This window comes from Streptomyces sp. NPDC002580 (assembly GCF_042889485.1).
In the GTDB taxonomy this organism is placed as follows: Bacteria; Actinomycetota; Actinomycetes; order Streptomycetales; family Streptomycetaceae; genus Streptomyces.
On sequence record NZ_JBIAQZ010000007.1, the window covers coordinates 482,316 to 506,477 of the forward strand.

General features: G+C 71.1%; 22 protein-coding genes and 1 pseudogene. 14 read left to right on the top strand and 9 right to left on the bottom strand.

The window, feature by feature from the left end:
* Positions 1-96 precede the first annotated feature (96 nt).
* Positions 97-966: a PepSY domain-containing protein gene (locus ACFYW7_RS23745; RefSeq protein ID WP_389505481.1), complete on the bottom strand. Its 870-nt coding sequence runs from the start codon at positions 964-966 to the stop codon at positions 97-99.
* Positions 967-1,148: 182 nt separating this feature from the next.
* On the opposite strand from ACFYW7_RS23745, the gene ACFYW7_RS23750 reads away from it, so the two are divergent.
* Entirely contained in the window at positions 1,149-1,811 is a 663-nt protein-coding gene (locus ACFYW7_RS23750; protein WP_389505483.1) for a response regulator transcription factor, read from the top strand.
* A 629-nt stretch (positions 1,812-2,440) separates the two neighbouring features.
* A pseudogene (locus tag ACFYW7_RS23755) lies at positions 2,441-3,445 on the top strand (sensor histidine kinase); the annotation flags it as partial.
* Positions 3,446-3,456: 11 nt separating this feature from the next.
* Here ACFYW7_RS23755 and ACFYW7_RS23760 read toward each other — a convergent pair.
* From ACFYW7_RS23760 to ACFYW7_RS23775, 4 genes are all read right to left on the bottom strand, one after another.
* Positions 3,457-3,933, bottom strand: coding sequence for a MarR family winged helix-turn-helix transcriptional regulator (locus ACFYW7_RS23760; protein WP_389505485.1), 477 nt, complete (start codon positions 3,931-3,933; stop codon positions 3,457-3,459).
* Positions 3,934-4,037: 104 nt separating this feature from the next.
* Complete coding sequence (locus tag ACFYW7_RS23765) at positions 4,038-4,838, bottom strand: AIM24 family protein (protein WP_389505487.1); 801 nt, start codon at positions 4,836-4,838, stop codon at positions 4,038-4,040.
* Positions 4,835-5,485 carry an AIM24 family protein gene (locus tag ACFYW7_RS23770; RefSeq protein WP_389505597.1) on the bottom strand — a complete coding sequence of 217 codons (651 nt, stop codon included), beginning with the start codon at positions 5,483-5,485 and terminating at the stop codon, positions 4,835-4,837. The genes ACFYW7_RS23765 and ACFYW7_RS23770 overlap by 4 nt, the downstream gene beginning before the upstream one ends.
* A 1-nt stretch (position 5,486) precedes the next feature.
* Positions 5,487-6,119, bottom strand: coding sequence for an AIM24 family protein (locus ACFYW7_RS23775; protein WP_389505599.1), 633 nt, complete (start codon positions 6,117-6,119; stop codon positions 5,487-5,489).
* 194 nt (positions 6,120-6,313) lie between these two features.
* Between ACFYW7_RS23775 and ACFYW7_RS23780 the strand changes: the two genes are divergently transcribed.
* From ACFYW7_RS23780 to ACFYW7_RS23795, 4 genes are all read left to right on the top strand, one after another.
* Positions 6,314-6,658: a DUF3817 domain-containing protein gene (locus ACFYW7_RS23780; RefSeq protein WP_389505489.1), complete on the top strand. Its 345-nt coding sequence runs from the start codon at positions 6,314-6,316 to the stop codon at positions 6,656-6,658.
* Positions 6,655-6,948 carry an MTH1187 family thiamine-binding protein gene (locus ACFYW7_RS23785; protein ID WP_389505491.1) on the top strand — a complete coding sequence of 98 codons (294 nt, stop codon included), beginning with the start codon at positions 6,655-6,657 and terminating at the stop codon, positions 6,946-6,948. Before ACFYW7_RS23780 ends, ACFYW7_RS23785 begins: the two co-directional genes overlap by 4 nt.
* Before the next feature lie 347 nt (positions 6,949-7,295).
* Positions 7,296-9,089, top strand: a complete 1,794-nt coding sequence (locus ACFYW7_RS23790) for a glycosyltransferase family 2 protein (RefSeq protein WP_389505601.1) — start codon at positions 7,296-7,298, stop codon at positions 9,087-9,089.
* 3 nt (positions 9,090-9,092) lie between these two features.
* A complete protein-coding gene (locus ACFYW7_RS23795; RefSeq protein WP_389505494.1) occupies positions 9,093-11,048 on the top strand; it encodes a galactose oxidase-like domain-containing protein in 1,956 nt (651 codons plus the stop codon).
* Here the strand turns inward: ACFYW7_RS23795 and ACFYW7_RS23800 are convergent.
* Complete coding sequence (locus ACFYW7_RS23800) at positions 11,041-12,042, bottom strand: glycoside hydrolase family 6 protein (RefSeq protein WP_389505496.1); 1,002 nt, start codon at positions 12,040-12,042, stop codon at positions 11,041-11,043. The two genes, ACFYW7_RS23795 and ACFYW7_RS23800, sit on opposite strands and share 8 nt — an antisense overlap.
* A gap of 96 nt (positions 12,043-12,138) precedes the next feature.
* Entirely contained in the window at positions 12,139-13,122 is a 984-nt protein-coding gene (locus ACFYW7_RS23805) for a DUF5937 family protein (RefSeq protein WP_389505498.1), read from the bottom strand.
* A gap of 73 nt (positions 13,123-13,195) precedes the next feature.
* On the opposite strand from ACFYW7_RS23805, the gene ACFYW7_RS23810 reads away from it, so the two are divergent.
* From ACFYW7_RS23810 to ACFYW7_RS23825, 4 genes are all read left to right on the top strand, one after another.
* On the top strand, positions 13,196-14,605 hold the full coding sequence (locus ACFYW7_RS23810; protein WP_389505500.1) for an MFS transporter: 1,410 nt from the start codon (positions 13,196-13,198) through the stop codon (positions 14,603-14,605).
* A 10-nt stretch (positions 14,606-14,615) separates the two neighbouring features.
* The gene (locus tag ACFYW7_RS23815) at positions 14,616-15,125 is read left to right on the top strand and encodes a MarR family winged helix-turn-helix transcriptional regulator (protein ID WP_389505502.1); all 510 of its coding nucleotides are present in this window, start codon (positions 14,616-14,618) and stop codon (positions 15,123-15,125) included.
* Between the two features lie 85 nt (positions 15,126-15,210).
* Entirely contained in the window at positions 15,211-15,549 is a 339-nt protein-coding gene (locus ACFYW7_RS23820; protein WP_389505504.1) for a DUF3817 domain-containing protein, read from the top strand.
* A 74-nt stretch (positions 15,550-15,623) separates the two neighbouring features.
* The gene (locus ACFYW7_RS23825; RefSeq protein ID WP_389505506.1) at positions 15,624-17,324 is read left to right on the top strand and encodes a methylmalonyl-CoA mutase; all 1,701 of its coding nucleotides are present in this window, start codon (positions 15,624-15,626) and stop codon (positions 17,322-17,324) included.
* 165 nt (positions 17,325-17,489) lie between these two features.
* Here the strand turns inward: ACFYW7_RS23825 and ACFYW7_RS23830 are convergent, their stop codons facing one another.
* Positions 17,490-18,116 (bottom strand): TetR/AcrR family transcriptional regulator, encoded by a 627-nt coding sequence (locus ACFYW7_RS23830; RefSeq protein ID WP_389505508.1) that lies wholly within the window; start codon positions 18,114-18,116, stop codon positions 17,490-17,492.
* 246 nt (positions 18,117-18,362) lie between these two features.
* On the opposite strand from ACFYW7_RS23830, the gene ACFYW7_RS23835 reads away from it, so the two are divergent.
* From ACFYW7_RS23835 to ACFYW7_RS23850, 4 genes are all read left to right on the top strand, one after another.
* Positions 18,363-19,337, top strand: coding sequence for a tetratricopeptide repeat protein (locus ACFYW7_RS23835; RefSeq protein ID WP_389505510.1), 975 nt, complete (start codon positions 18,363-18,365; stop codon positions 19,335-19,337).
* 619 nt (positions 19,338-19,956) lie between these two features.
* Positions 19,957-20,592 carry a DUF6230 family protein gene (locus ACFYW7_RS23840; protein ID WP_389505512.1) on the top strand — a complete coding sequence of 212 codons (636 nt, stop codon included), beginning with the start codon at positions 19,957-19,959 and terminating at the stop codon, positions 20,590-20,592.
* Positions 20,593-20,722: 130 nt separating this feature from the next.
* Positions 20,723-21,310, top strand: coding sequence for a DUF6114 domain-containing protein (locus tag ACFYW7_RS23845; RefSeq protein WP_389505514.1), 588 nt, complete (start codon positions 20,723-20,725; stop codon positions 21,308-21,310).
* Positions 21,300-22,604, top strand: coding sequence for a hypothetical protein (locus tag ACFYW7_RS23850; protein ID WP_389505516.1), 1,305 nt, complete (start codon positions 21,300-21,302; stop codon positions 22,602-22,604). Before ACFYW7_RS23845 ends, ACFYW7_RS23850 begins: the two co-directional genes overlap by 11 nt.
* Before the next feature lie 92 nt (positions 22,605-22,696).
* On the opposite strand, the gene pyk is transcribed toward ACFYW7_RS23850, so the two are convergent.
* On the bottom strand, positions 22,697-24,127 hold the full coding sequence (gene pyk, locus ACFYW7_RS23855) for a pyruvate kinase (protein WP_389505518.1): 1,431 nt from the start codon (positions 24,125-24,127) through the stop codon (positions 22,697-22,699).
* Between the last annotated feature and the right edge of the window lie 35 nt (positions 24,128-24,162).

Sequence of the window (24,162 nt, forward strand, 5' to 3'; positions counted from 1 at the left end):
CGTCGACGGGCCCGGGCCCGGGTTCGCGCCGCGATCCGTCGTCCGGCCCGCGCCCGTGCCGTGGCGGGTGGACACGGGCCCTGGCCGCTCGCGCGGTCAGTCGTCGTCGGACCCGCGCCGCGATCCGTCGTCCGATCCGTGACCCGAGCCATGTCCCGGGTCACGGTGCGACCCGTGCCCTGATCCGTGGCTCGCCGTGTGCTCCGCACCGTCGTCGTCCGAACCGCGCTCGGAGCCGTCGTCGGAGCCGCGACCCCGCCGGTCGTCCGCTCCGTGAGCCGTCCGGTCGTCGGCTCCGTCGTCCGACCTGTCGTCGGCCCCGTGGTGCGCCCCGTCGTCCCACGTGTCGTGCGATCCGTGGTCGTCCGGTGTGACGCGGCCCGTGGTGAGGTCGACCCGCCACTCCCGCACGGTGCCGTTCGGCGTCAGGGTCTCCACGTCCCAGGCGGGTGTCCCGTCGTCGTCGATGTCGACCGAGGTGACCGTGCCCCGGGCCGCGACGGCCTCGGCCGCCCGGGCCGCCGGGACGGACGCGCCCGCGAGCGCCGCGCGTATCCGGGCGGCGTCCTCCTCGTGCCTGGTCCGGGAGCCGAGCACCTCGCCGCCGGCGGGGTCGACCCGGACGTCGTGCCAGGCGCCGGCCCGGTCGATGATCTCGACCTCCCAGACCACCGCGCCGTGCTCGGCTTCGAGTTCGGCGCCCACCGCGGTGCCCGGCGTGTGGGCCAGCGCGCGGACGACGGCGTCCTTCGCCGCGACGGTCGTACGCCCCGCCGCGCCCGCGCCTCCGGCCGTGGCCGTCGGTGCGGCCGAGCCGGTGTCCCGGGCCTCGTGCGTCCCGGGCCGCGCGCTCGACCGGTCCGCCGATGCCGGCACGTCGTTCCCCGTGACGGCGAGGGCCGTCGCCGTGCCTCCGCCGATCAGGGCCGCGGCCGCGACCGTGGCGAGGACGAGGTTGCGCTTCATGGAAATCCTCCCGCTGTTGACTGTTTCCTGTCGGTTCTCGTCTGTTACCGCACGTTCTTGACGCTTCGTCCAGGACGTTTCCGCCGGAGCGGCCGGACGGGGACCAATCTGGGGGAAGGATGCTGAAGGCAGCCTGAAGGAACCTGAAGCCGTCTTCAGGTTCCATTTGCGAGGCTGTGCGCATGCGCCTGTTGATCGTGGAGGATGAGAAGCGGCTCGCCCTGTCGCTCGCGAGGGGCCTGCGGGCCGAGGGCTACGCCGTGGACGTCGTGCACGACGGGCTCGAAGGACTGCACCTGGCCTCGGAGGGGCGCCACGACCTCGTCGTCCTCGACATCATGCTGCCCGGCATGAACGGCTACCGCGTGTGCGCCGCGCTCCGCGGTGCCGGACACGACGTCCCGATCCTGATGCTCACGGCCAAGGACGGCGAGTACGACGAGGCCGAGGGGCTCGACACCGGCGCCGACGACTACCTGACGAAACCCTTCTCCTACGTGGTGCTCGTCGCCCGGATCAAGGCGCTGCTGCGCAGGCGCGGGCAGGCCGGCGCCTCACGCGTGCACGTCCTCGGTCCCCTGGAGGTCGACACCGCGGCCCGGCGGGTGCTGCGCGACGGGGACGAAGTCGCCCTCACCACCAAGGAGTTCTCCGTCCTCGAACACCTGGTGCTGCGGGCCGGGGAGGTCGTCTCCAAGGCCGAGATCCTCGAACACGTCTGGGACTTCGCCTACGACGGCGACCCGAACATCATCGAGGTCTACGTCAGCGCGCTGCGCCGCAAACTCGGAGCCGGGACGATCCGGACCGTGCGCGGGGCCGGGTACCGCCTGGAGGCACGATGAGGCACGCGTTCGGGTCGGTACGGGCCAAGGCGACCCTCGCCGCCACCCTCGTGGTCGCCGTAGCGCTCGTCGCCGCGGGCGCCGCGGTGCTGCTCTCGCTGCGGGCCGACCTCGTCGACCAGGCGGACGCCCAGGCCGATTCGGCGGCCCGTCGCGTGGCCTCGCAGCTGGCGGCGGGCATCGCCTACAAGGACCTGGAGCTCGGCGACGCCGAGGAGCACCCGGTCCAGGTCGCCGACGAGGAAGGACGCCTGGTCGCCGCGAGCGAGGGGCTGGAGCGCGTCGAGGGGACGGGGATCCGCGCGGTACGGCCGGGCCCGGTGCCGGCCGAGGGCGCTCAGGGCGACCGGCGGGGGGCCGCGTCGGACGCCCCGTCCGAAGCCGCGTCCGGTACCGCGCCGGACGAGTCGGACGACGCGTCGGACGACGACTCGGAGGACCGCGGCCGGCACGGCGGCCGGAGCGGCGAGGACGACGGCGGCGGCAGCGGGAAGGGCAACAGCGGGAAGGGCGGCAGCGGCGAGAGCGGCAGCGGCAGCGGGAGGAGCGGCGGGAAGGACGACGACGGTGACGACGCAGGTCGGGACGACGACCCCGCCGTGGGGGAGATGTCCGGGGACGTGAGCAACAGCAGGGGCACCGCCACCGTGGACGGGGCCACCGCGGCGTACCGGTTCGCGGCCGTCGAGGTGACCACCCCCGGGGGCGTCACCCTCACCGTGCACACCGGCGCCCCGCTCGCCGCCGAACAGGGAGCCGTCCGCACCGCCCTGACGGCCATGCTGATCGGCCTGCCGGTCCTCCTGGCGACGGTGGCGGGGGTGACCTGGCGGGTGACCCGGCGCGCCCTGCGTCCGGTCGAGGGGATCCGCGGCGAGATGGCCGCCATCACCGCCTCGCAGGACCTCGCGCGGCGCGTGCCCGTCCCTGACGCGCACGACGAGGTCGCCCGGCTGGCCCGGACCACGAACGAGACGCTGGCCGCGCTGGAGGCGTCGGTGGAGCGGCAGCGCCGGTTCGTCGCCGACGCCTCGCACGAGCTGCGCAGCCCCGTCGCCTCGCTGCGGACCCAGCTGGAGGTGGGCGCCGCCCACCCCGAGCTGCTCGATGTGGCGGGCGCGATCGAGGACACCGTACGACTGCAACGGCTCGCCGCGGACCTGTTGCTGCTCGCCCGGCTGGACGCGGGGGAGCGGCCGGCGGGCGGCCGCTTCGACCTGGGAGCCCTCGCGGCGGACGAGGCCGAGCGCCGGACCGGGGTCACCGTCCAGGCCGAGGACGCCGTGCAAGTGACCGGTTCTCGGGGGCAGTTGGGGCGGTTGCTGGTCAATCTGCTGGACAACGCGCGGCGGCACGCCCGGGAGCGGGTGGAGGTGCGGGTGCGTGCCGACGGGGTGTGGGCCGTGCTGACCGTCGCCGACGACGGGGACGGCGTCCCCGCCGCTCAGCGCGAACGGGTCTTCGAACGGTTCGTGCGTCTCGACGACGCCCGCAGCCGGGACGACGGCGGAGCCGGTCTCGGCCTCGCCATCGCCCGGGACGTCGCCGTGCGGCACGGCGGGACGCTCACGGTCGGTGAGGCGCCCGCGGGCGGAGCGCTCTTCGAGCTCCGGCTGCCGCTCGGGGCCCTCTGAGGGGCCCCGGCCTACGGCTTGCCGCGCTGCCCCAGCAGGTGTTCGGCGATGGGCCGCAGCGACTTGTGCAGGTCCTCCAGCGACTCCGGCGACACCAGGTCGATGAAGTGCCTCCGTACGGACGCCACATGATGCGGCGAGACCTTCTTCATCGTCTCCATGCCGTGCTCGGTGAGGACCGCGTACAGCCCCCGCCGGTCCGACTCGCAGTTCTCCCGGCGCACGAGATCCGCGTTCTCCATGCGCGTGACCTGGTGGGAGAGTCGGCTCTTGGACTGGAGGGTGGCGGACGCGAGGTCGCTCATCCGCATGCGTAGGCCCTCCGACTCGGAGAGGTTCACCAGGATCTCGTAGTCGTTCATCGTCAGCCCGAACGGCTGAAGATCCCTCTCAAGCTGGTACGTCAACAGCCTGTTGACCTCCAGGTGGGTGCGCCAGGCGCACTGCTCCGCATCGGTCAGCCAGGGCGTGGCCGTCTCGGTCTCCATAAATGAAGTCTACCTAAAATGTTGAAATGCGAACTAGTGAGGGGTTGTGTGACCGTGCGCACGTGTTCGATGCGCGTTCGACGTCACACTCCGCAGACTACCGCTCACAGCCCGAAGCGACGCTGGAGGTCTCCCAGCTGTCCGGGAAGGCGCGGTGCGCCGGCCGGCTGCCCGTGCTGACCGGGCACCCCTCCCGCGCCGGGCACCCCGGCCTGCTGCGGGACCGCCCCGGTGGCCTGCTCCGCCATCAGGATCTCGGTGGACTGGAGCAGCACCGTGCCGGCCCCCACGAACTCGAACTGGTGCTCCTCCCCGGAAGCCCCGCCGAGGCCCGTCATCGCACGTAGACCGCCCATGACGCCGGTCATGTACCCGTGGTCGTAGTGGTGGCAGGGGGAGGGGCAGTCCGCCCATCCGACGAGGGCCTGCGGGTCCACCCGGAGCGGGGGTTCCATGAACACCACCGGACCGTTGGACGCGGCCACAAACTTGCCGGTTCCGATAAGGGTCAGAAAACCCGGCACGATCGATTGCTTGAGTGCGAGACTTGGCTGAAAAGCGAGCAAGTTGCCGGAGCGAATGGTCAGGTTGCCGTTGTCCAAGTCGTACGAATTGACGTCGAAGGCCCGGTCGGCGAGCAGCATCTTGCCCGAACCCTCCGCCACGACCCAGTCGCTCGCGTGCAGAGGCGAATGGAACGACGTACGGACAAGACGGTCAAGACGGCCGTGCCCGATGCCGTTGAACTCCATCGAGCCGTAGTAGGCGATCATCTTGCCCTTCTGCAGGAACCACTGGCTCCCCTTGAGCTCCACGCAGAAGGTGTAGTTGTTCACGTTGTCGTCGACCGGCAGCGACATCGGATCGTGGATCACCGGGCCGCCGGGGGTTCCGTACCCGCTCACAGCTTCTCCTCCGAGGCCTGGACGTACACCGAACCGCTCCCGCTCAGCTCCAGCTGGAACGCCTCGCCCGAACCGCGCCCCACCATGTCGCGCCAGCCCAACGCCGTGGACAGCTTGTTGCGGACGTCGCCGTGGTGGGCCACGTACGCCTGGGGGTCGACGTGCACCGGCCGCTGCGGAGTGATCGGGACCTCGAAGACACCGCCGTGCGCCATCACGGCCACCGCCCCGTGCCCCTCGAGCGTGGTGGTGAAGAGTCCCTGACCCGTCACCTGGCCCCGCACCATGCCCATCACGCCGCCCTGCGAGCCCAGGAACATCGTGCCCTGCTGAAGGGTCCCGTCGAAGGCCAGCAGCCGGTCCGCCTCGACGTACAGGGTGTCACCGGTGAGGCTGATCACCTGGACGTGGTGGCCGCCGTGCCCGAACAGCACCGTGCCCGCGCCCTCGACGGTCATCAGGGGAGTCGCCTCGTTGGCCAGCCGGCGGCCGATCATCGACATCACCCCGCCCTGCCCGCCCTGCACGTTGGGCGTGAACGACACCTCGCCCTTGTACGCGAGCATCGCGCCCCGCTGACTGAACAGCCGCTGCCCCGGTACCACCGTCGCCTCGACCATCTTGGAATTCACCTCGCGGAACGGCATGTCACACATCCCCCGCGATCGTGTTGCGCTCACTGGGCTGGACGTAGACCAGGCCGTCGCCCTCGAAGCGCATCTGGAACGCCTCGCCGCCGCCCTCACCGAGGAGCGTGCGGAACGTCACGCCGGACTGCAACGACTGCCGCACGTTCCCCTGGTGCGCGATGTACGCCCCCGGATCGACCGTCAGCGGGTACTGGGAACTGACGCGCAGCACCACCGCGGGCCCGTCCGACATGATCGCCGCCTGGCCGTGGCCCTCGACGGTGGTCGTGAACAGACCGTTGCCCTGCGAGGCGCCGCGCAGCCCCGTGAACGTCGTGCCCGTGCGCAGACCCGCGTCCGTGGCGAGCAGGTTGCTCGACTCCACGTACAGCTTGTCCCCCTGAAGAGCCACCAGGTTGATCTCCGAGGCCCGGTCCGCGAACCAGCACGTGCCGTGCCCCTTCACCTCCATCACCGTCATCTGCTCGCCGGTGAGGCGCCGGGTCACCATCCCCCGGACCCCGTCACCGCCCCCGCTCAGCTTCTTGAAGGCCATCTGGCCGTCGTACGCGACCATGGAGCCGTTCTTCGCCTTCACGGCGTCCCCGGTCATGTCGACGGCCAGCACCTTGCTGCCCTGAAGTCGAAACATCGCCACGCTGCGACGGTAGCCGCAGCGCGGGACCGCCGACAGGGCCCCGAGGCGGATCTCACCCCTGAGGGGACCCTCAGGGCCCCGGCCCCAAGATCCAGCCCGGTGGATGCCACAATGACCGGGACGCTTGTGCTTGCGTTCACAAAGCTCGGCGTCCCCTCCTCCGACAGCGACTCCCCCGAAGGTGACCCGTGGACATGAAGACCGCCAACGCACTCCGCCGGCTCCGCCTGGTCTCGGCCCCCGAAGCCGTCTCCTTCCTGCTGCTGATGGTCTGCTCGGTACTGAAGCGCACCACGGAGTTCAACGCCGTGCCCGTGATGGGCCGCGTCCACGCCGTCCTCTTCATCCTGTACCTGATCTTCTGGGCGCTCGCCTGGTACCGCGCCCGGTGGAGCGTCGGCACCAGCGCCCTCTACTTCGCCCTCTCCGTCCTGCCCGCCGGCGGGTTCTTCGCCGAGCGCAGGCTCAAGGGCGAGACCGAGGACGCGGTCGTCGCCTCCCGCGCCTCCGAGGTCAAGGTCGTGAACGCGTGATCGTCGCCTTCTCCGTGACGCCGCTGGGTGTCGGCGAGGACGTGGGGGAGTACGTCGCCGACGCCGTCCGGGTCGTCCGCGAATCGGGCCTGCCGCACCGCACCGACGCGATGTTCACCTCGATCGAAGGTGACTGGGACGAGGTGATGGCCGTCGTCAAGCGCGCCGTCGCCGTCGTCGAGGAGCGCGCTCCGCGCGTCTCGGTCGTCCTCAAGGCGGACATCCGCCCCGGTGTGACGGACGGTCTCACCTCCAAGGTGGAGACGGTGGAGCGACACCTGTCGGCCTGACGACGTGTCGGTGTGACGGCATATCGGCATGTCGGTCATGACGGGATGTCGTCATGTCGGCCACGACCGCGGGGTGATGACCCCGCACCCGTGACCCCGCACCCGTGACCCCGCACCCGTGACCCCGGTCCTTCGGACCGGGGTCTTTCCGTGCCCGGACGGCCGAGGCGACCGGGGCGCCGGCGGAACGGCCGTGCCGGGGACGTGAAGACCACCCGCCCGCACGCCCCGCGCACCCCATCGGACGCGCCCCGTTCGACACGTCGTGAAATCTCCACTTGTGTGTGGGTACCAGCCAGAGCGAACCCCCGAGCGACACCGGACACGTTCAACCACGGGAGGGCGACGTGCGGCCCGAGGGCTACGACTACGAGACCTACAGCCGACTCGCCGGACCGCTGACCCGGCCGCCCTCCGGGGCCCCCTACCGGGTGGAGTACACCAGGCTCCTGTCGCGCGAGCCGCGTCGAATAGGCGCACTCCTGCTGATGATCCTGGCCCCCGTCCTCACCGGCGCGCTCCTCGTCTACCTCGTGTGGCCCACGCACCGGGTGCGCCGCGAGGGCGGAGAGGTCTGGCTGATCGGTCTCGACACCACCATGTTCGTGGCCATCGGCCTGATCGAACTGTTCATGGTCGTCAACGTCCTGAGCATCGCTCACGCGACCGTGGTCGCGAGCGACCCCGTTCCCGTCGTTCCCGCGCAGGGCACCCGGGTCGCCTTCCTCACCACCTACGTCCCGGGAAAGGAACCCCTCTCCATGGTCCGCGCCACCCTCGAGGGCGCGGTCCGGATCACCCACAGCGGCCCCCTCGACATCTGGCTCCTCGACGAGGGCGACGACGAGCGGGCCAAGGCCCTCTGCGCCGAACTCCGGGTGCGGCACTTCAGCCGGAAGGGCGTGCCCGAGTGGAACCGCCCCGAGGGGAGGCACAAGGCCCGCACCAAGCACGGCAACTACAACGCGTGGCTCTCCCTGTACGGCCACGCGTACGACTTCTTCGCCTCCGTGGACACCGACCACGTCCCGCTGCCCGGCTTCCTGGAGCGCATGATGGGCTACCTCCGGGACCCCGACGTCGCGTTCGTCGTCGGTCCCCAGGTGTACGGGAACTACGGGAACCCCGTCACCAAGGCCGCCGAGTCCCAGCAGTTCCTCTTCCACGCCCTGATCCAGCGCGCCGCCAACCGCTACCGCGCGCCCATGTTCGTCGGCACCAACAACGTCGTACGCATCGCGGCCCTCCGGCAGATCGGCGGGCTGTACGACTCCATCACCGAGGACATGGCCACCGGGTTCGAACTGCACCGGCACCGGAACCCGAGGACGGGCCGGCACTGGCGGTCCGTCTACACACCGGACGTCCTCGCCGTCGGTGAGGGTCCCTCCTCCTGGACCGACTTCTTCACCCAGCAGCTGCGCTGGTCGCGCGGCACCTACGAGACGCTGCTCAAGCAGTACTGGAAGGCGCCGTCCACCATGCCGGCCGGCCGGCTGCTCTCGTACACCCTGATGCTCGTCTACTACCCGATGGCGGCCGTCAACTGGCTTCTGGGGGTTCTCAGCTGCTTCCTCTTCCTGTGGTTCGGGGCCTCCGGGACCCAGGTCACGGCCTCCGTGTGGCTGATGCTCTACAGCGACGCGGCCGCCCTCCAGATCGGCCTGTACCTGTGGAACCGGCGCCACAACGTCTCGCCGCACGAACCCGAGGGATCGGGCGGCCTGGCGGGCATGGCGATGTCGGCCCTGTCGGCCCCCGTCTATCTGAAGGCGCTGAGCGAGGCCCTGCTCCGGCGCCCCAGCCGGTTCGTCGTCACCCCGAAGGGCCAGGGCGCCAGCGCCGACCGGCTCCGGACCTTCCGCGTCCACCTCGGCTGGGCCGCGTTCCTCGCCGTCTCGCTCGGCGCGTCGGCCGTCCTCGGCCACACCCACGCGGCCATGCGGACCTGGGCGCTGCTGGCCATGGCGATCTCCCTCGCACCGGTCGGCGTGTGGGTCCGCACCCTCGCCGGGGAGCGCCGGGCCCGGACCCGTCCGGCGCCGCGCCCCACCGCCCGCGTTCCGGACGGCCATGAGGGCGCGCTCGCCGCCGGCCGCGCCCCGGCCACGGTCACCGGCTCCACGGCAGGAGGCATCTAGACCATGACGTACCGGCCCTCGAAGAGGACGAGGAAGACGGCGCTCGGCATCGCGGGGATCACCGTCCTGGCGGGACTCAACGCACCGGCCGCGCTCGGCTTCGCCGGTGAGAGGTACCACGAGTACGAGATCTCCCGGCCCGCCTACCGGGCGAGGTACGGCTCCTGGAGCGGGATCGACATCCCCGAGCGGTACCGCACCAACGCGATCCACGCGGCCCTGCTGCACACCGGGAAGGTGCTCATCGTCGCCGGGTCGGGCAACGAGCAGAAGAAGTTCGACAGGGGATCCTTCGACACGGTCCTGTGGGATCCGAGGACGAACACCTTCGAGAAGGTCCCCACCCCGGACGACTTCTTCTGCTCCGGGCACGCCCAGCTCCCCGACGGGAGGCTGCTCGTGGCCGGCGGCACCGCCCGCTACGAGAAGCTGGACGGCGAGGTCGAGCGGGCCGGCGGCGGCATGCGGGTGAAGAACGAGAACCCCGACAAGGAGGTCGTCCTCAAGAAGGGCACCGTCTTCCGCTCGCCGGCCGGCGTCCGTTACGTCAGCGGGGCGGACGTGACGGTTCCCCGGGCCCGGCGGGACCAGGTGGTCACCTACGACCGGGCCGGTGTCATGCGGCCCTGGAAGACCGAGGTCACCGCCGGTGAGGCGCGGGTCTTCGTGGAGGCCGAGGAGAAGGGACCGCGGTCGGTCACCGACCGGCGGGCCCAGTACGGGATCGTCGGCCTGCGGGGCGAGGACGCCGCCAACACGTACGGCCTCTCGGAGCGGATCACCCTGGAGAAACAGGACTTCCAGGGGATCAGGGCCGCCTACGAGTTCGACCCGAAGGCCGAGAAGTACATCCCCGTCGACCCGATGGAGAAGGCCCGCTGGTACCCGACCCTCGTGGGACTCGACGACGGACGCGTCCTCGCCGTCTCCGGACTCGACGACGTCGGGGCCGTCGACCCCGGCGACAACGAGATCTACGACCCGGGGACCAGGAAATGGAGCCGCGGCCCCCAGCGCTACTTCCCCACCTACCCGGCCCTCTTCCTCACCAAGGGCGGCAAGCTCTTCTACCCGGGCTCCAACGCCGGGTACGGACCCGCCGACCGGGGCCGCGAGGCGGGTCTGTGGGATCCGCGGACCAACACCTTCCAGAAGGTGCCGGGCCTGCGCGACGCCGACGAGACGGAGACCTCCGCCTCGCTCCTGCTCCCGCCCGCCCAGGACCAGAAGGTGATGATCCTCGGCGGCGGCGGAGTCGGTGAGTCCAAGAGGTCCACGGCCCGCACCGCGGTGGTCGACCTCAAGAAGGACAGCCCGGTCTTCCAGGACGGTCCCGACCTTCCCCAGGGCACCCGCTACCTGAACAGCGTGATCATGCCGGACGACTCCGTCCTCACCACCAACGGCTCCGAGGACTACCGGGGCCGCGGCGCGAGCAACATCCTCAAGGCGCAGTTCTACGATCCCCGGACCAACCGCTTCCGTGAGGCCGCGTCCCCGCGCGTGGGCCGCAACTACCACTCCGAGGCCCTGCTGCTGCCCGACGGCCGCGTCGTCACCTTCGGCTCGGACCCGCTCTTCGACGACCGGCGGAACACCAAGCTCGGCCACTTCGAGCAGCGCATGGAGGTCTTCACCCCGCCCGCCCTGAACAGGAACGGAAAGAACCGTCCGGTGCTGGGCCGCGGTCCCGAGGAGCTCGACCCGGACCACCGGGCGACCTTCGCCACCGACCGTCCGGAGCGGATCGCGAAGGCCCGGCTGATGCGGCCCAGCGCCGTCACCCACACCACGGACGTCGAGCAGCGGTCGATCGAACTGGGGCTGACGAAGACCGGGAACTCGGTCACCGTCGACGTGCCGAGGGACCCCGCGCTGGTGCCGCCCGGCTGGTACATGCTCTTCGTGACGGACGGTCAGGGCACGCCGTCCGAGGCGAAGTGGATCCAGGTCAGGTGACGGAGCCGCGCGCCAGTTCCAGGGCGTACTCCGGCCACCACCGCCCGGCCGCCGGGCCGCCCCCGCACTCCCCGTCCGACTCGCCCGGCCGCTTGATCCACAGGTAGGCGTCGAGGGCGGGCTCCCCGGTGGCGGTGGTCGGCCGGGTGCCCAGCGCCCGGCCGGGCGGGTTGCACCAGGCGCCCTCCAGCGGGCCGTTGCCGCTGCGGCTGGTGTCCACGACGAAGTGCTTGCCGCCGAGCAGCCGGGAGAGGCGGAGACCGTACTGCTTGGTGGCGGCGTCCGTGTGGAAGTTGGAGACGTTGAGCGAGAAGCCGTCGGCGTTCGCGATGCCCGCGCGTTCCAGGGGCGCCACCAGCCGGTCGACGTCCCGGATCCAGGACGGGTTCCCGGCGTCCAGGTACACCTTGGTGCCCGGCCGGGCCTTCAGCCGGAGGATCGCCTCGCTCAGCAACCGCTCCCGCTCGTCGTGGTACTCGCCCGGGGCACAGCCGTCCGCGATGTGCGCGACGGCGTCCGGTTCCAGGATCACCAGGGCCCGGCCGCCCCCGAGCGCGTCGGCGAACCGGCCGATCCACCGCCGGTAGGCGTCCGCGTCCGCGGCGCCGCCCGCCGAGTGCTGGCCGCAGTCCCGGTGCGGGATGTCGTACGCCACGAACACCGCCGTCCGTCCTTCCCGGGCCGCGGCCGCGGCCGCCGAACGGACCGCCGGGCCCGGGTCGGTCTCACCGGCCGGCCACAGGGCGGCGGGCTCGTCCGCGATCCGCCGCAGCAGGGCGGCGTCCCGGGTGCGGCCCTCCCGCTCCCACAGCCGGATCTGCCGCGCCGCGGGGCCGCTCGGATCCACCCAGAACGGCGAACGGGCGGCGGAGTCCCGCCGCTTCGGGGCGGCGCCGGCGGCGGAGGCCTCGCCGGCCTCGGGCGCGGGCGAGCAGCCCGCCAGGAGTCCGAACACCGTGAGGGCCGCGAGGGCCGCGTGACTCAGCCGGGGCATGCTGCTCCCTTGCGCGAAGGTGACGGATGGTCACCAATCGTCGCATAAGGGTTCATGGAGGGGGCGGTGCGGCGTGGCGTGGTGGGCGTGCCCGGGTCAGTCGCCGCCCGAGACCAGCGCGATCCCCAGCGGCGTCCGCTCGTACAGCACCTGGTGCCCGTACCGGCGCGAGACGAGCAGGCCCGCGTCGCGCAGGGCGGCGAGATGGGCGGACACCGACGACGGAGCGAGGCGCAGCCGGTGGGCGAGCGCCGTCGTGCCGGCCGGTTCGTCGAGCGCGGTGAGCACGGTGGCCCGGCCGCGCCCGAGCAGCCGGACGAGCGCGTCGGGGGTGCGGTCCGCCGGTTCGGTCCACAGGCCGCCGACTCCGCGCGCCGGGTACACGAGGGTCGGCTGCCAGGGCGGCTCGAAACCGCTGATCACATCGGGCCAGGAGAAGACGCTCGGCATCAGGACCAGGCCCTGTCCGGCCAGGTGCCGTTCGTGCCGACCGCTGACCTCGACGGTCAGGGTGTGCGAGCGCCAGCCGAACCGCCGGTCGATCTCGGGCAGCAGGCCCCCGAGCCCGACCTCGGCGAGCCGCCGCGAGTGGAACGCGATGTCGGCCTCCAGCAGGACCCGCAGCCGCGGCCAGTCGGGTTCCACGAGGGTGTGCCAGGCCAGCTCCAGCAGGTCCGTCAGCTCCCGCACCGTGCGGGCGGGGTCCGCCAGCAGGGCCCGGCCGTGCGGCGAGGCCCCGGCGCCCGGGGTGTCGGCGAGGGAGCGCGCGGTCTCGGCGCGGGCCACCTCGGGGTCGGCCGCGCGCACCGCGGCGATCTCGTCCTCGAAGCTCGCCGCGGGGCCGAGCGGGGGCGGGCCGAGCCAGTCGGGGGAGTAGCCGCGCTGTGGCATCAGCAGCCACAGCGGCGCGAGGTCGAGTCCGGCCGCCGCGGCGCGGATGCGGCGCAGCCAGTGCGCGTGATAGCCGTGCCGCACGGGCCGGTTGAGTGTGCGGACCGCCTCCTGCGTCTCCCACAAGGGCGACACCGCGAAGCGGCAGTTGAGGAGGTCGTCCTCCCCGAAGTGCAGCAGCGACGGCATGACACGGCTCCAGGACATTCGGCTGACACCGAAACTTTACGGCGGCGGGGCGCGGCCGGGCACGCTGTCACCCATGCCAGAAGCAGACACAAGCACCCCGAAGGGCCTCCCGGAGAACCCTCCGGGGCACCTCCCGGAGAACCTTCCGGAGAGCGCGGGGGAGACCGCGCCCGCGCCCACCGGTTACGGCCCGGTCTTCGCCGTGCCCGAGTTCCGCGCGCTCTTCGTCGCGCACGCGTTCTCGCTGCTCGGACTCGTCGTCGCCGAGATCACGCTGTCCGTCCTCGTCTACGACCTGACGGGCTCTCCGCTGCTGAGCGCCCTGACGTTCGCCCTCGGCTTCCTGCCCTATCTGATCGGCGGCACCCTGCTCTCGGGCGTCGCGGACCGGTTCCCGGCCCGCCGGGTCCTGGTGGTCTGCGATCTGGTGTGCGCGGGATGCGTGGCCGTGATGGTGGTGCCGGGCACGCCCATCGCGGTGCTGCTCGTGATGCGGGCCGCGCTCGCCCTGATCGGTCCGGTCTTCCAGGGGACCCGGACGGCGACCCTCGCCGACGTCCTCGGCGACGGAGAGCTGTTCGTGCTCGGCCGTTCGCTGCTGCGGATCGTCTCGCAGGGCGCGCTGCTGGCCGGGTTCGGGGCGGGCGGGCTGCTGCTCACCGTCGTGTCACCGCGGCGCGCGCTCCTCGTGACGGTCTGCACCTTCCTGCTCTCCGCCGTGCTGCTGCGGTTCGGCACCCGTCGGCGGCCCGCGCGGGCCGGCCGGGGACGGTCGCTCGTGCGGGGCTCCCTCGGCGGGGCCCGGCGGATCCTCGGAGACCGCCGGACGCTCGTACTGCTCCTGCTGTTCTGGGTGCCCCCGATGTTCGCGGTCGTCCCGGAGGCGCTGGCGGCGCCGTACGCCGACGGCATCGGCGCCGGTTCGGCCGGGCTCGGCCTGCTGATGTGCGCGCTGCCGGTCGGCACGATCGCGGGGGAGCTGTTCGCGGGCTCGCGGCTGCGGCCGGCCACCCGGAACCGGCTCACCCTCCCGCTGGTCTGCGTCACGCTGCTGCCCTACGTCGGGTACGCGCTGCGGCCGGGGCTCGGCTGGTCGGTTGCCCTGCTGGTGCTCGCGGGCGCCGGATCGGCGTACACCCTCGGCCTGGACCAGTGGTTCGTGCGGGCGGTGCCGGACGAACTGCTCGGGCGCGCGATGACGTTGAACTCGGCGGGGCTGATGACGGTCCAGGGCGTGGGGATGGCGCTGTCGGGCGCGGTGGCGGAGTTCGCCGGGGCACGGGCGACGGTCGTGGGCGCGGGGGTGCTGGGGACCGTGGTCTGCGCGGGCCTGGCGGTGGCGGCTCGGCGCACCGGACGGGACGCCGGGGCCGGTGCGGAAGGTGCCGGGCCGGGGGCGGTGGAGGAGGCCCGGACCCCGGCCGCCGCGGGGGCGGATACCGAAACGCGAGACGGGGCTGACCACGATGTGACCGGCCGGTAAGGTCACTGGCGTGCCGAAGCCGCTCAGTCTTGCCTTCGATCCCATCGCCCGTGCCGACGAACACTGGCGGCAGCGCTGGGGTTCCGTGCCCTCCATGGCCGCGATCACCTCGATCATGCGCGCGCACCAGATCCTGCTGGCCGAGGTGGACGCGGTCGTCAAGCCGTACGGGCTGACCTTCGCGCGCTACGAGGCCCTGGTGCTGCTCACCTTCTCCAAGGCGGGCGAGCTGCCGATGTCCAAGATCGGCGAGCGGCTCATGGTGCACCCGACGTCCGTCACCAACACGGTGGACCGGCTGGTGCGGTCCGGGCTCGTCGCCAGGCGCCCGAACCCCAACGACGGGCGGGGCACCCTCGCCTCGATCACCGAGAAGGGCCGCGAGGTCTGTGACGCGGCCACCCGCGACCTGATGGCGATGGACTTCGGTCTCGGGGCCTACGACGCGGAGGAGTGCGCGGAGATCTTCGCGATGCTGCGTCCGCTGCGGGTCGCCGCGCACGACTTCGACGACGTGTAGGCGCACCACCCGGGCGGCGGACGGCGGGCGGCGGGGCGTGGGGGCGCGCGAAGATCGCGCAAAAGGGGTCGTTACCCTCGTACCCATGAAGAAGAGCGTCCTGACCCGCTACCGCGTCCTGGCCTACGTCACCGGCGTGCTGCTGGTCCTGCTGTGCCTCGGCATGATCGCCAAGTACGGCCTGGGCGTCGACGGCGCCGCGGACTTCACCCGTGTCGTCGCCATCGCGCACGGCTGGCTGTACGTCCTCTACCTGGTGTTCGCCTTCGACCTGGGCTCCAAGGCGAGGTGGCCGGTCGGCAAGCAGCTCTGGGTGCTGCTGGCGGGCACGATCCCGACGGCCGCCTTCTTCGTGGAGCGTCGCGTCAGCCAGGAGCTGGAATCGCAGATCGCGGAGGGTTCTCCCGCGGTCGCCAAGGCCTGATCCGAACCGCCGCACGACACCGTGCGGCGGTTTGCCATCGACATTTACTAGGACGTCCTAGTAAATTCGAGGGTATGGACGCTCACGCCATCGAGGAAGGCCGCCGACGCTGGCAGGCCCGCTATGACGCTTCGCGCAAGCGCGATGCCGACTTCACCACGCTCTCCGGTGATCCCGTGGAGCCGGCGTACGGTCCCCGGCCCGGGGACGCCTACGAAGGCTTCGAGCGGATCGGCTGGCCCGGCGAGTACCCCTTCACCCGGGGGCTGCACGCGACCGGCTACCGGGGGCGCACCTGGACCATCCGGCAGTTCGCCGGATTCGGCAACGCCGAGCAGACCAACGAGCGCTACAAGAAGATCCTCGCCAACGGCGGCGGCGGGCTCTCCGTGGCCTTCGACATGCCCACGCTGATGGGCCGCGACTCGGACGACCCCCGGGCGCTCGGCGAGGTCGGCCACTGCGGTGTCGCGATCGACTCGGCGGCCGACATGGAGGTCCTCTTCCAGGACATCCCGCTCGGTGACGTCACCACGTCGATGACGATCAGCGGTCCCGCCGTGCCCGTCTTCTGCATGTACCTGGTCGCCGCCGAGCGCCAGGGCATCGACCCCGCCGTGCTGAACGGCACGCTCCAGACCGACATCTTCAAGGAGTACATCGCGCAGAAGGAGTGGCTCTTCCAGCCCGAGCCGCACCTGCGTCTCATCGGCGACCTGATGGAGCACTGCGCCGAGAAGATCCCCGCGTACAAGCCGCTCTCCGTCTCCGGCTACCACATCCGGGAGGCGGGCTCCACGGCCGCACAGGAGCTCGCGTACACGCTGGCCGACGGCTTCGGCTACGTCGAACTGGGGCTCTCCCGAGGGCTCGACGTGAACGTCTTCGCCCCCGGTCTCTCCTTCTTCTTCGACGCGCACGTCGACTTCTTCGAGGAGATCGCCAAGTTCCGCGCGGCCCGCCGGATCTGGGCCCGCTGGATGCGGGACGTGTACGGCGCCACCTCCGAGAAGGCGCAGTGGCTGCGTTTCCACACGCAGACCGCCGGCGTCTCGCTGACGGCCCAGCAGCCGTACAACAACGTCGTGCGCACCGCGGTGGAGGCGCTCGCGGCGGTCCTCGGCGGCACGAACTCCCTGCACACCAACGCGCTGGACGAGACGCTCGCGCTGCCGTCCGAGCAGGCCGCGGAGATCGCCCTGCGGACGCAGCAGGTGCTCATGGAGGAGACCGGCGTCGCCAACGTCGCCGACCCGCTGGGCGGTTCCTGGTACGTCGAGCAGCTCACCGACCGGATCGAGGCCGACGCGGAGAAGATCTTCGAGCAGATCAGGGAGCGCGGACTGCGGGCGCACCCGGACGGGCGTCACCCGATCGGTCCCATCACCTCCGGCATCCTGCGCGGGATCGAGGACGGCTGGTTCACCGGCGAGATCGCCGAGTCGGCCTTCCAGTACCAGCGGTCGGTCGAGAAGGGCGACAAGCGCGTCGTCGGCGTCAACGTCCACCACGGGTCCGTGACCGGCGACCTGGAGATCCTCCGGGTCAGCCACGAGGTGGAGCGCGAGCAGGTGCGGGTGCTGGCCTCGCGCAAGGGCGGCCGGGACGAGGCCGCCGTGCGCGGCGCGCTGGACGCCATGCTCGCCGCGGCCCGCGACGGTTCCAACATGATCACCCCGATGCTGGAGGCGGTCCGCGCCGAGGCGACGCTGGGTGAGATCTGCGGTGTCCTGCGGGACGAGTGGGGGGTGTACACGGAGCCGGCGGGCTTCTGAGCGCGCCCTCGCGCCTTCAGGGCGCCGCGGGCCCTTCCCGGTGGCGCGGGCAGGGCCCGCGGCGCCCTGCCGGTCTCCGTGGCCCCCGCCGCCCCTGTCCTTCCCGGGACCGGGGCGGCGGGGGCCACGCGCGTCCGGGTCCGGCCCGCGTGCCCCTTTCGGCCCTCAGCCCTCGGCCGCCGCGCCGGTCAGGCCGAGGAGCAGGATCCGGGTGAAGGAGCGCACCCATTCCTCGTCGGCGGGTTCCGCGCTGACCAGGGTGCGATGGACGACCGCTCCGGCGACCACGTCGAAGATCAGATCGGCGGTACGGGCGGCGGCGACGGGGTCCGTCTCCGGGGGGAGTTCGCCGCGGGCCTGGGCACGGGCGCGGCCCTCCATGACCAGGCGCTTCTGGCGGTCGACGATGGACGTGCGGATGCGTTCACGCAGCGGTTCGTCGCGGGTGGACTCCGCCACCACGGCCATCAGCGCCGTCTTCGCCTCCGGGCGGTCCAGGAGCGCCGCGAACTGGAGCACCACGCCCTCGATGTCGGCGGCCAGGCTGCCCCGGTCGGGCAGCTCCAGCTCGTCGAAGAGAACGGCCACGGCGTCGACGACGAGTTCGTTCTTGCCCGCCCAGCGGCGGTAGAGGGTCGTCTTGGCGACTCCGGCGAGGGTCGCCACGTACCCCAACGTCAGTTTGGACCAGCCCAGTTCGACCAGGGCCGTGCGCGTCGCCTCCAGGATCGCGGCGTCCGCGGCGGCGCTGCGGGGGCGGCCCGTGCGGGCGGCCTGGGAGCGACATTGCATGTCAGTGACCATATCCGGCCGCTTCACCGGCGATATCCGGCAGGTTCTGTGAAGTCGTGAGGGAGATCACCGGGAGACGGTGCGTGGGGACGTCCCCGCACAGTTACGCTACGACTCGTAGCGAAAGCTCGACCGCGGCGACAACCGCACAGGCGTCAGGTGGGGACCCGACGCCGAACCGGCCCGACAGGGCCTGGCTTTCACCACGCTTTTCACAGGCGCGCGAGGAAGGGGGAGGATGTACTCATGCAGCCACGGAACATGTCCATGAGCGGAGTCGTCGACCTCGCCGCGGTGAAGGCGGCCCAGGAGGCCAAGTCGAAGGCGGAGCAGGCACGCGCCTCCGCCGCCAGCCAAGGCGGCGGAGGCGGGGCCGTGACTCCCGCGAGCCTCGTCATCGACGTCGACGAGGCGGGATTCGAGCAGGATGTCCTGCAACGCTCCACCGAGGTGCCGGTCGTCATCGACTTCTGGGCCGAGTGGTGCGAACCCTGCAAGCAGCTGAGCCCGCTCCTGGAGCGGCTCGCCGTCGAGTACGCCGGCCGGTTCGTGCTGGCCAAGATCGACGTCGACGCCAACCAGATGCTGATGCAGCAGTTCGGGATCCAGGGGATTCCGGCCGTGTTCGCGGTGGTGGCCGGCCAGGCCCTGCCGCTCTTCCAGGGAGCCGCCGCCGAGGCGCAGATCCGCGAGACCCTCGACCAGCTCGTCCAGGTCGCCGAGCAGCGCTTCGGCCTGACCGGCCTCGTGGTCGACGCGGAGGCCGGGCCGGGCGCGGCCCCCGATCAGGAGATGCCGGCCGGCCCGTACGACGCGCTGCTGGAGGCCGCCGTACAGGCGCTGGACGCCGGCGACTTCGCCGGTGCCGTCCAGGCGTACAAGAACGTGCTGACCGACGACCCGGGCAACAGCGAGGCCAAACTGGGGCTGGCCCAGGCCGAGTTGCTGCACCGGGTGCAGGGTCTGGACCCGCAGCTGGTGCGCAAGGACGCCGCCGAGAAGCCCGGCGACGCGCAGGCGCAGATCGCGGGGGCCGACCTGGATCTCGTCGGCGGTCATGTCGAGGACGCCTTCGGGCGGCTCATCGACGCGGTGCGGCGTACGGCCGGCGACGACCGGGACGCCGTACGGCTGCGGCTCCTCGAGCTCTTCGAGGTGGTCGGGGCCGACGACCCGCGCGTGATCGCGGCGCGCCGGGCACTGGCCCGCGCCTTGTTCTGACCAGTCCCTAAACGCCAGGGCCTGTGATGCCCAGGTGAAAGATTGGTCTGCAGGGGGGTAAGTGGCCGCGCTTTACCAAAACTTGGTAAACGCGGCCGCTGTTACTTGTAGTAAGTCGAGGACGTCGAACTGTCTGGTTCCGTCCGGCAATCCCCTGTTGTGTCACCCCCTCCGGCGCCACCCTGTGTCGCTGCCCGATACCGACGGGTCGTTGTTCGGTTATCCCGCCGTTACTAGCCAGTAACGAACCCCCTTGTGCGCGCGGCGAGAATGCACCACGATCGGCCACGCTCGGTCCATTCCCGCACCCGACACCCAATCGGGCCGGCGGACTTTCTGGGTCCCCACCGAGTAGGGCCGACGGCAGTGCGGTCGGTTCTTGGGCAGGGGGGTCTTCGCCGTCCGGCGGAGCCTGTCCAGCAGGTTGTGCGTGATGTGTGTCAGGCGCGACCAGTGGTTGTCGCTCGGGGGTGATCGCCGGTGATTCGGGTGCAGTTGCACCTTCGGGTACGGGCGCTCTCCTTCCCGAGGACGTAGCACTTCTCCCATCCCTGCCCGGCTGAGCCGCCGCAATGTGGCAGTCAGGGCCAGGAGATGTACGTCCGAGAAGGAGGAAATTATGATGTCCCAGGTGCGTGGCGGTACCAGATGGAAGCGGTTCGCCGTCGTCATGGTGCCCAGCGTGGCAGCCACGGCAGCGATAGGCGTCGCCCTCGCGCAGGGTGCCCTCGCCGCGTCGTTCAGTGTTTCGGGTCAGTCGTTCAAGGTGACCGCGGACACGCTCAAGGGTGAAGGCTTCTCGCAGTACGGGGCCCTCGACATGGGCACCGGCCTCGACGGCAAGACGGCGCTGCACCCCGTTGCCGTGTCGGCGTTCAACAGCGCTGACATCACCAACATGTGCCAGTCCGTCGTCACCCCGGACATCCCGGTGCTCGGTTCCGTCAGCCTCGTGCTGAAGGCCGGCGGCAGCGGTACGCCGGTGCACGCCGACAACCTCTACATCGATGTCCAGGACCTCGCGGCTGACGCGGTGTTCGAGGGTATCGACATCGGTGTTGCGGCCAAGGACGCCAACAAGGGTCCGGGCATGAAGGGCGGCAAGGAGCAGGCCAACCCGTTCGGGTTCGCCCAGCAGGCCACCAAGGCCACGCTGACCGACGTGAAGCAGACGGCGTGGGCGACCACCGCCGGCACGTTCAAGCTCAGCGGTCTGAAGATGTCGGTCAAGGCCGGCACCCACGAGTGCTACTAAGCACCCCAGGAGTGGGCGAGGAGGCTCAGGCCGCTTCGCCCGCTCCGCCCGCTTCGCCCGCTCCGCCCGTTGTACGCGGAGCACTCAACGCGTACTTCTCATAGCAATGCCGTTCCAGGGAGCTGTTTCCATGAGCGCCGAGACCCCTGCCGCGCCCGGCCAGAACGACGAGCACTACCTTCAGGCGTTCCGGCGGATCTTCCGTACCTGGAGGGGCGACCGCCCGTTCTGGGCCGGTCTGTTCATCGTGTTCGGCGGCTTTCCCATCGCGTACTTCCCGTACGCGCATCTCAAGCTCGGCCATCTGACGCTGGCGATGTCCACCACCGCCGGTGCCGGGTCCCTGATCATCGGCGTTCTCCTCGTCGTGCTCGGGATCAGCCTCTGGTTCCAGAAGCACGTACGGACGTTCGCGGGTGTCGCCGCGATCCTCCTTGGCCTGGTGTCCCTCCCGGTGGCCAACCTGGGCGGCTTCCTCATCGGTTTCGTGTTCGCCCTGATCGGCGGAGCCATGGCGGTCTCCTGGGTTCCCGGTGAGCCCGACGAGAACTACGGCGAGCAGGAGTCCTTCGGCCGGCAGGCCGAACCCGTGGGCGCGGTGGCCGAATCCGCCGAGCCCGTCGACTTCGACAAGTCGGCGACCGGTGTGGACGACCCGAACGATCTGTCAGGAACGAGCCCGATCAATGGGGCGAACGGGAGGCACAGTGCCGGCTGACAAGGTGACACAGGGGACTGATGTGGACGAGTCCTTTGTGAGAACCGGGCCGCGGCACGCGGCCCCCAGGAAGCCGCTGCTCACCAGGTTCCAGATGCCCGCCGGCAAGGCGATAGCCATAGCGGCGATGCCTACCGCGGTCCTCATGGGCATGGGCCTCACCCCGACGCTCGCCCAGGCCGACGACCACTCCACGTCCAGGAGTCTCACGGCCGACGAGTACCAGGCGTGCGTCGAGGCCGTGACCGACGAGGACGACAAGGACGCGTCGGAGACGGCGTCGCCCTCCGCCACGCCCAGCGCGAGCGAGTCGTCCGACGAGGCCACGCCGACCCCTTCGGCACCGGCGTCCGAGTCGGCGGCCCCGGGCAAGACCTCTTCCTCGGATTCAGGTTCCGACGACAAGGCCGAGCCGGCCCCCTCCGCGTCGTCCTCCGCCGCGAGCACGTCGGACAAGGCGGCGGACGCCAGCGCGTCCACGCCGACCCCGTCGGCTTCGGAGAAGAGCACGAACCCGCTCGACCCGCTGGGCGTCGGCGACGCCATCAAGGACATCCTCACGCCCGACGAGACGGCGAGCGCCACACCCGCGCCGTCCGCCTCGGCGAGCGCGAGCGAGACCGCGACCGACGGCAAGAGCGGGGACACGGTCGAGGACACGGCCGACAAGGTCGTGGACAAGGCGGAGGAGGCCGCGGAGGACACCACCGACACGGCGTCCGAGGCGGCCGCGGACGCGACGGAGGCGGCCGAGAAGGCCGCCGAGGACGCGGCCTCCGCCACGCCCAGCCCGTCCGCGAGCGCGACCACGGACCCCGACGACTGCCCGGTCGCGACCGACGACGTGGGCGGCGTCGACAACCCGGTCACCCTGCCCGACGACCCCTGGTACCTCAACGCCAGCTCCCTGCTCCTCAAGGGCGCCGACTACCAGGGCATCGTCAAGGTGAAGACGGCCAACGGCACCGTCAAGAAGGTGCTGAAGTACGTCATCTCCGACGGCACGGACATCGGGGACCTGCACCAGACGGTGGAGGACAAGCAGGCCGGCAAGACGTATCACGTGCAGGCCGCCGGCGGCTCGACGTCCACCATCCGCAACGGCAAGACGATCATGTACACGGAGAGCATCTCCGGGAACCTGCTCGGGCTCATCCCCGTCACGTTCGACCCGGACAACCCTCCGCCGCTGAACATCCCGCTGATCTACTTCACCAAGGTGAAGGTCGTCCAGGCGGGTCAGTTCGGTGGAACCCTGACCGTCCCCGGACTGCACCAGTACACGACCGGCTGAGTCGTCCAGAGCCCTTCCGGGAGCCGCACAGAACGCTGAGGGCGCCCCCTGTCCAACAGGGGGCGCCCTCAGCGGTGTTCGGGGACCGGGGGTCAGGCGCGGTCGGCCTCGCCCAGGTGGTGCACCCGGACCATGTTGGTGGTGCCGGGGACGCCGGGGGGAGAACCGGCGGTCATCACGACGACGTCGCCGTCGTTGAACCGCCGGAGCTTCTGCAGCTCGCGGTCGACCAGCGCGACCATCTCGTCGGTGCTGTTCACGAACGGCACGACGTGCGACTCGACGCCCCAGCTGAGCGTCAGCTGGTTGCGGGTGCCCTCGTCCGTGGTGAAGGCCAGGATCGGCTGGGCGGCCCGGTAGCGCGAGAGCCGACGAGCGGTGTCACCGGACTCGGTGAAGGCCACCAGGCCCTTGCCGCCGAGGAAGTCGGCGATCTCGCAGGCGGCGCGGGCGACCGAACCACCCTGCGTGCGGGGCTTCTTGCCCGGCACCAGCGGCTGGAGGCCCTTGGAGAGGAGCTCCTCCTCGGCCGCCACGACGATCTTCGACATCGTCTTCACGGTCTCGATCGGGTACGCGCCCACGCTGGACTCGGCGGACAGCATGACCGCGTCCGCGCCGTCCAGGATCGCGTTGGCCACGTCGGAGGCCTCGGCGCGCGTCGGACGGGAGTTGGTGATCATCGACTCCATCATCTGGGTCGCGACGATCACGGGCTTGGCGTTGCGGCGGCACAGCTCCACGAGGCGCTTCTGCACCATCGGGACCCGCTCCAGCGGGTACTCGACGGCCAGGTCGCCACGGGCCACCATGACGGCGTCGAACGCCGCGACGACGGCCTCCATGTTGTCGACCGCCTGCGGCTTCTCCACCTTGGCGATGACGGGGACGCGGCGGCCCTCCTCGTCCATCACCTTGTGGACGTCGTTCACGTCGTCGGCGTCACGCACGAAGGAGAGGGCGACCATGTCGCAGCCCATCCGCAGGGCGAAGCGCAGGTCCTCGATGTCCTTCTCCGACAGCGCGGGCACGTTCACGGCCGCGCCGGGCAGGTTGATGCCCTTGTGGTCGGAGATCACCCCGCCCTCGATGACGACCGTCTTGACCCGGGGGCCGTCGACCTCGACGACGCGGAGCTCGACGTTGCCGTCGTTGATGAGGATCTGGTCGCCGTGGGAGACGTCACCGGGCAGACCCTTGTAGGTCGTGCCGCAGATCTGCTTGTCACCCGGCACGTCCTCGGTCGTGATGACGAACTCGTCACCGCGCTCCAGCTCGACGGGGCCTTCGGCGAAGGTCTCCAGGCGGATCTTCGGGCCCTGCAGGTCGGCGAGCACACCGATGGCGATGCCGGTCTCGGCCGAGGCGGCCCGGACACGGTCGTACCGGCCCTGGTGCTCGGCGTGTGATCCGTGGCTGAAGTTGAAGCGGGCCACATTCATGCCCGCCTGGATCAGCGAGACCAGCTTTTCGTGGGAGTCGACCGCGGGGCCGAGAGTACAGACGATTTTCGAACGGCGCATGGGGCGATCCTATCGGTTTGTTTCGCTACGGAATA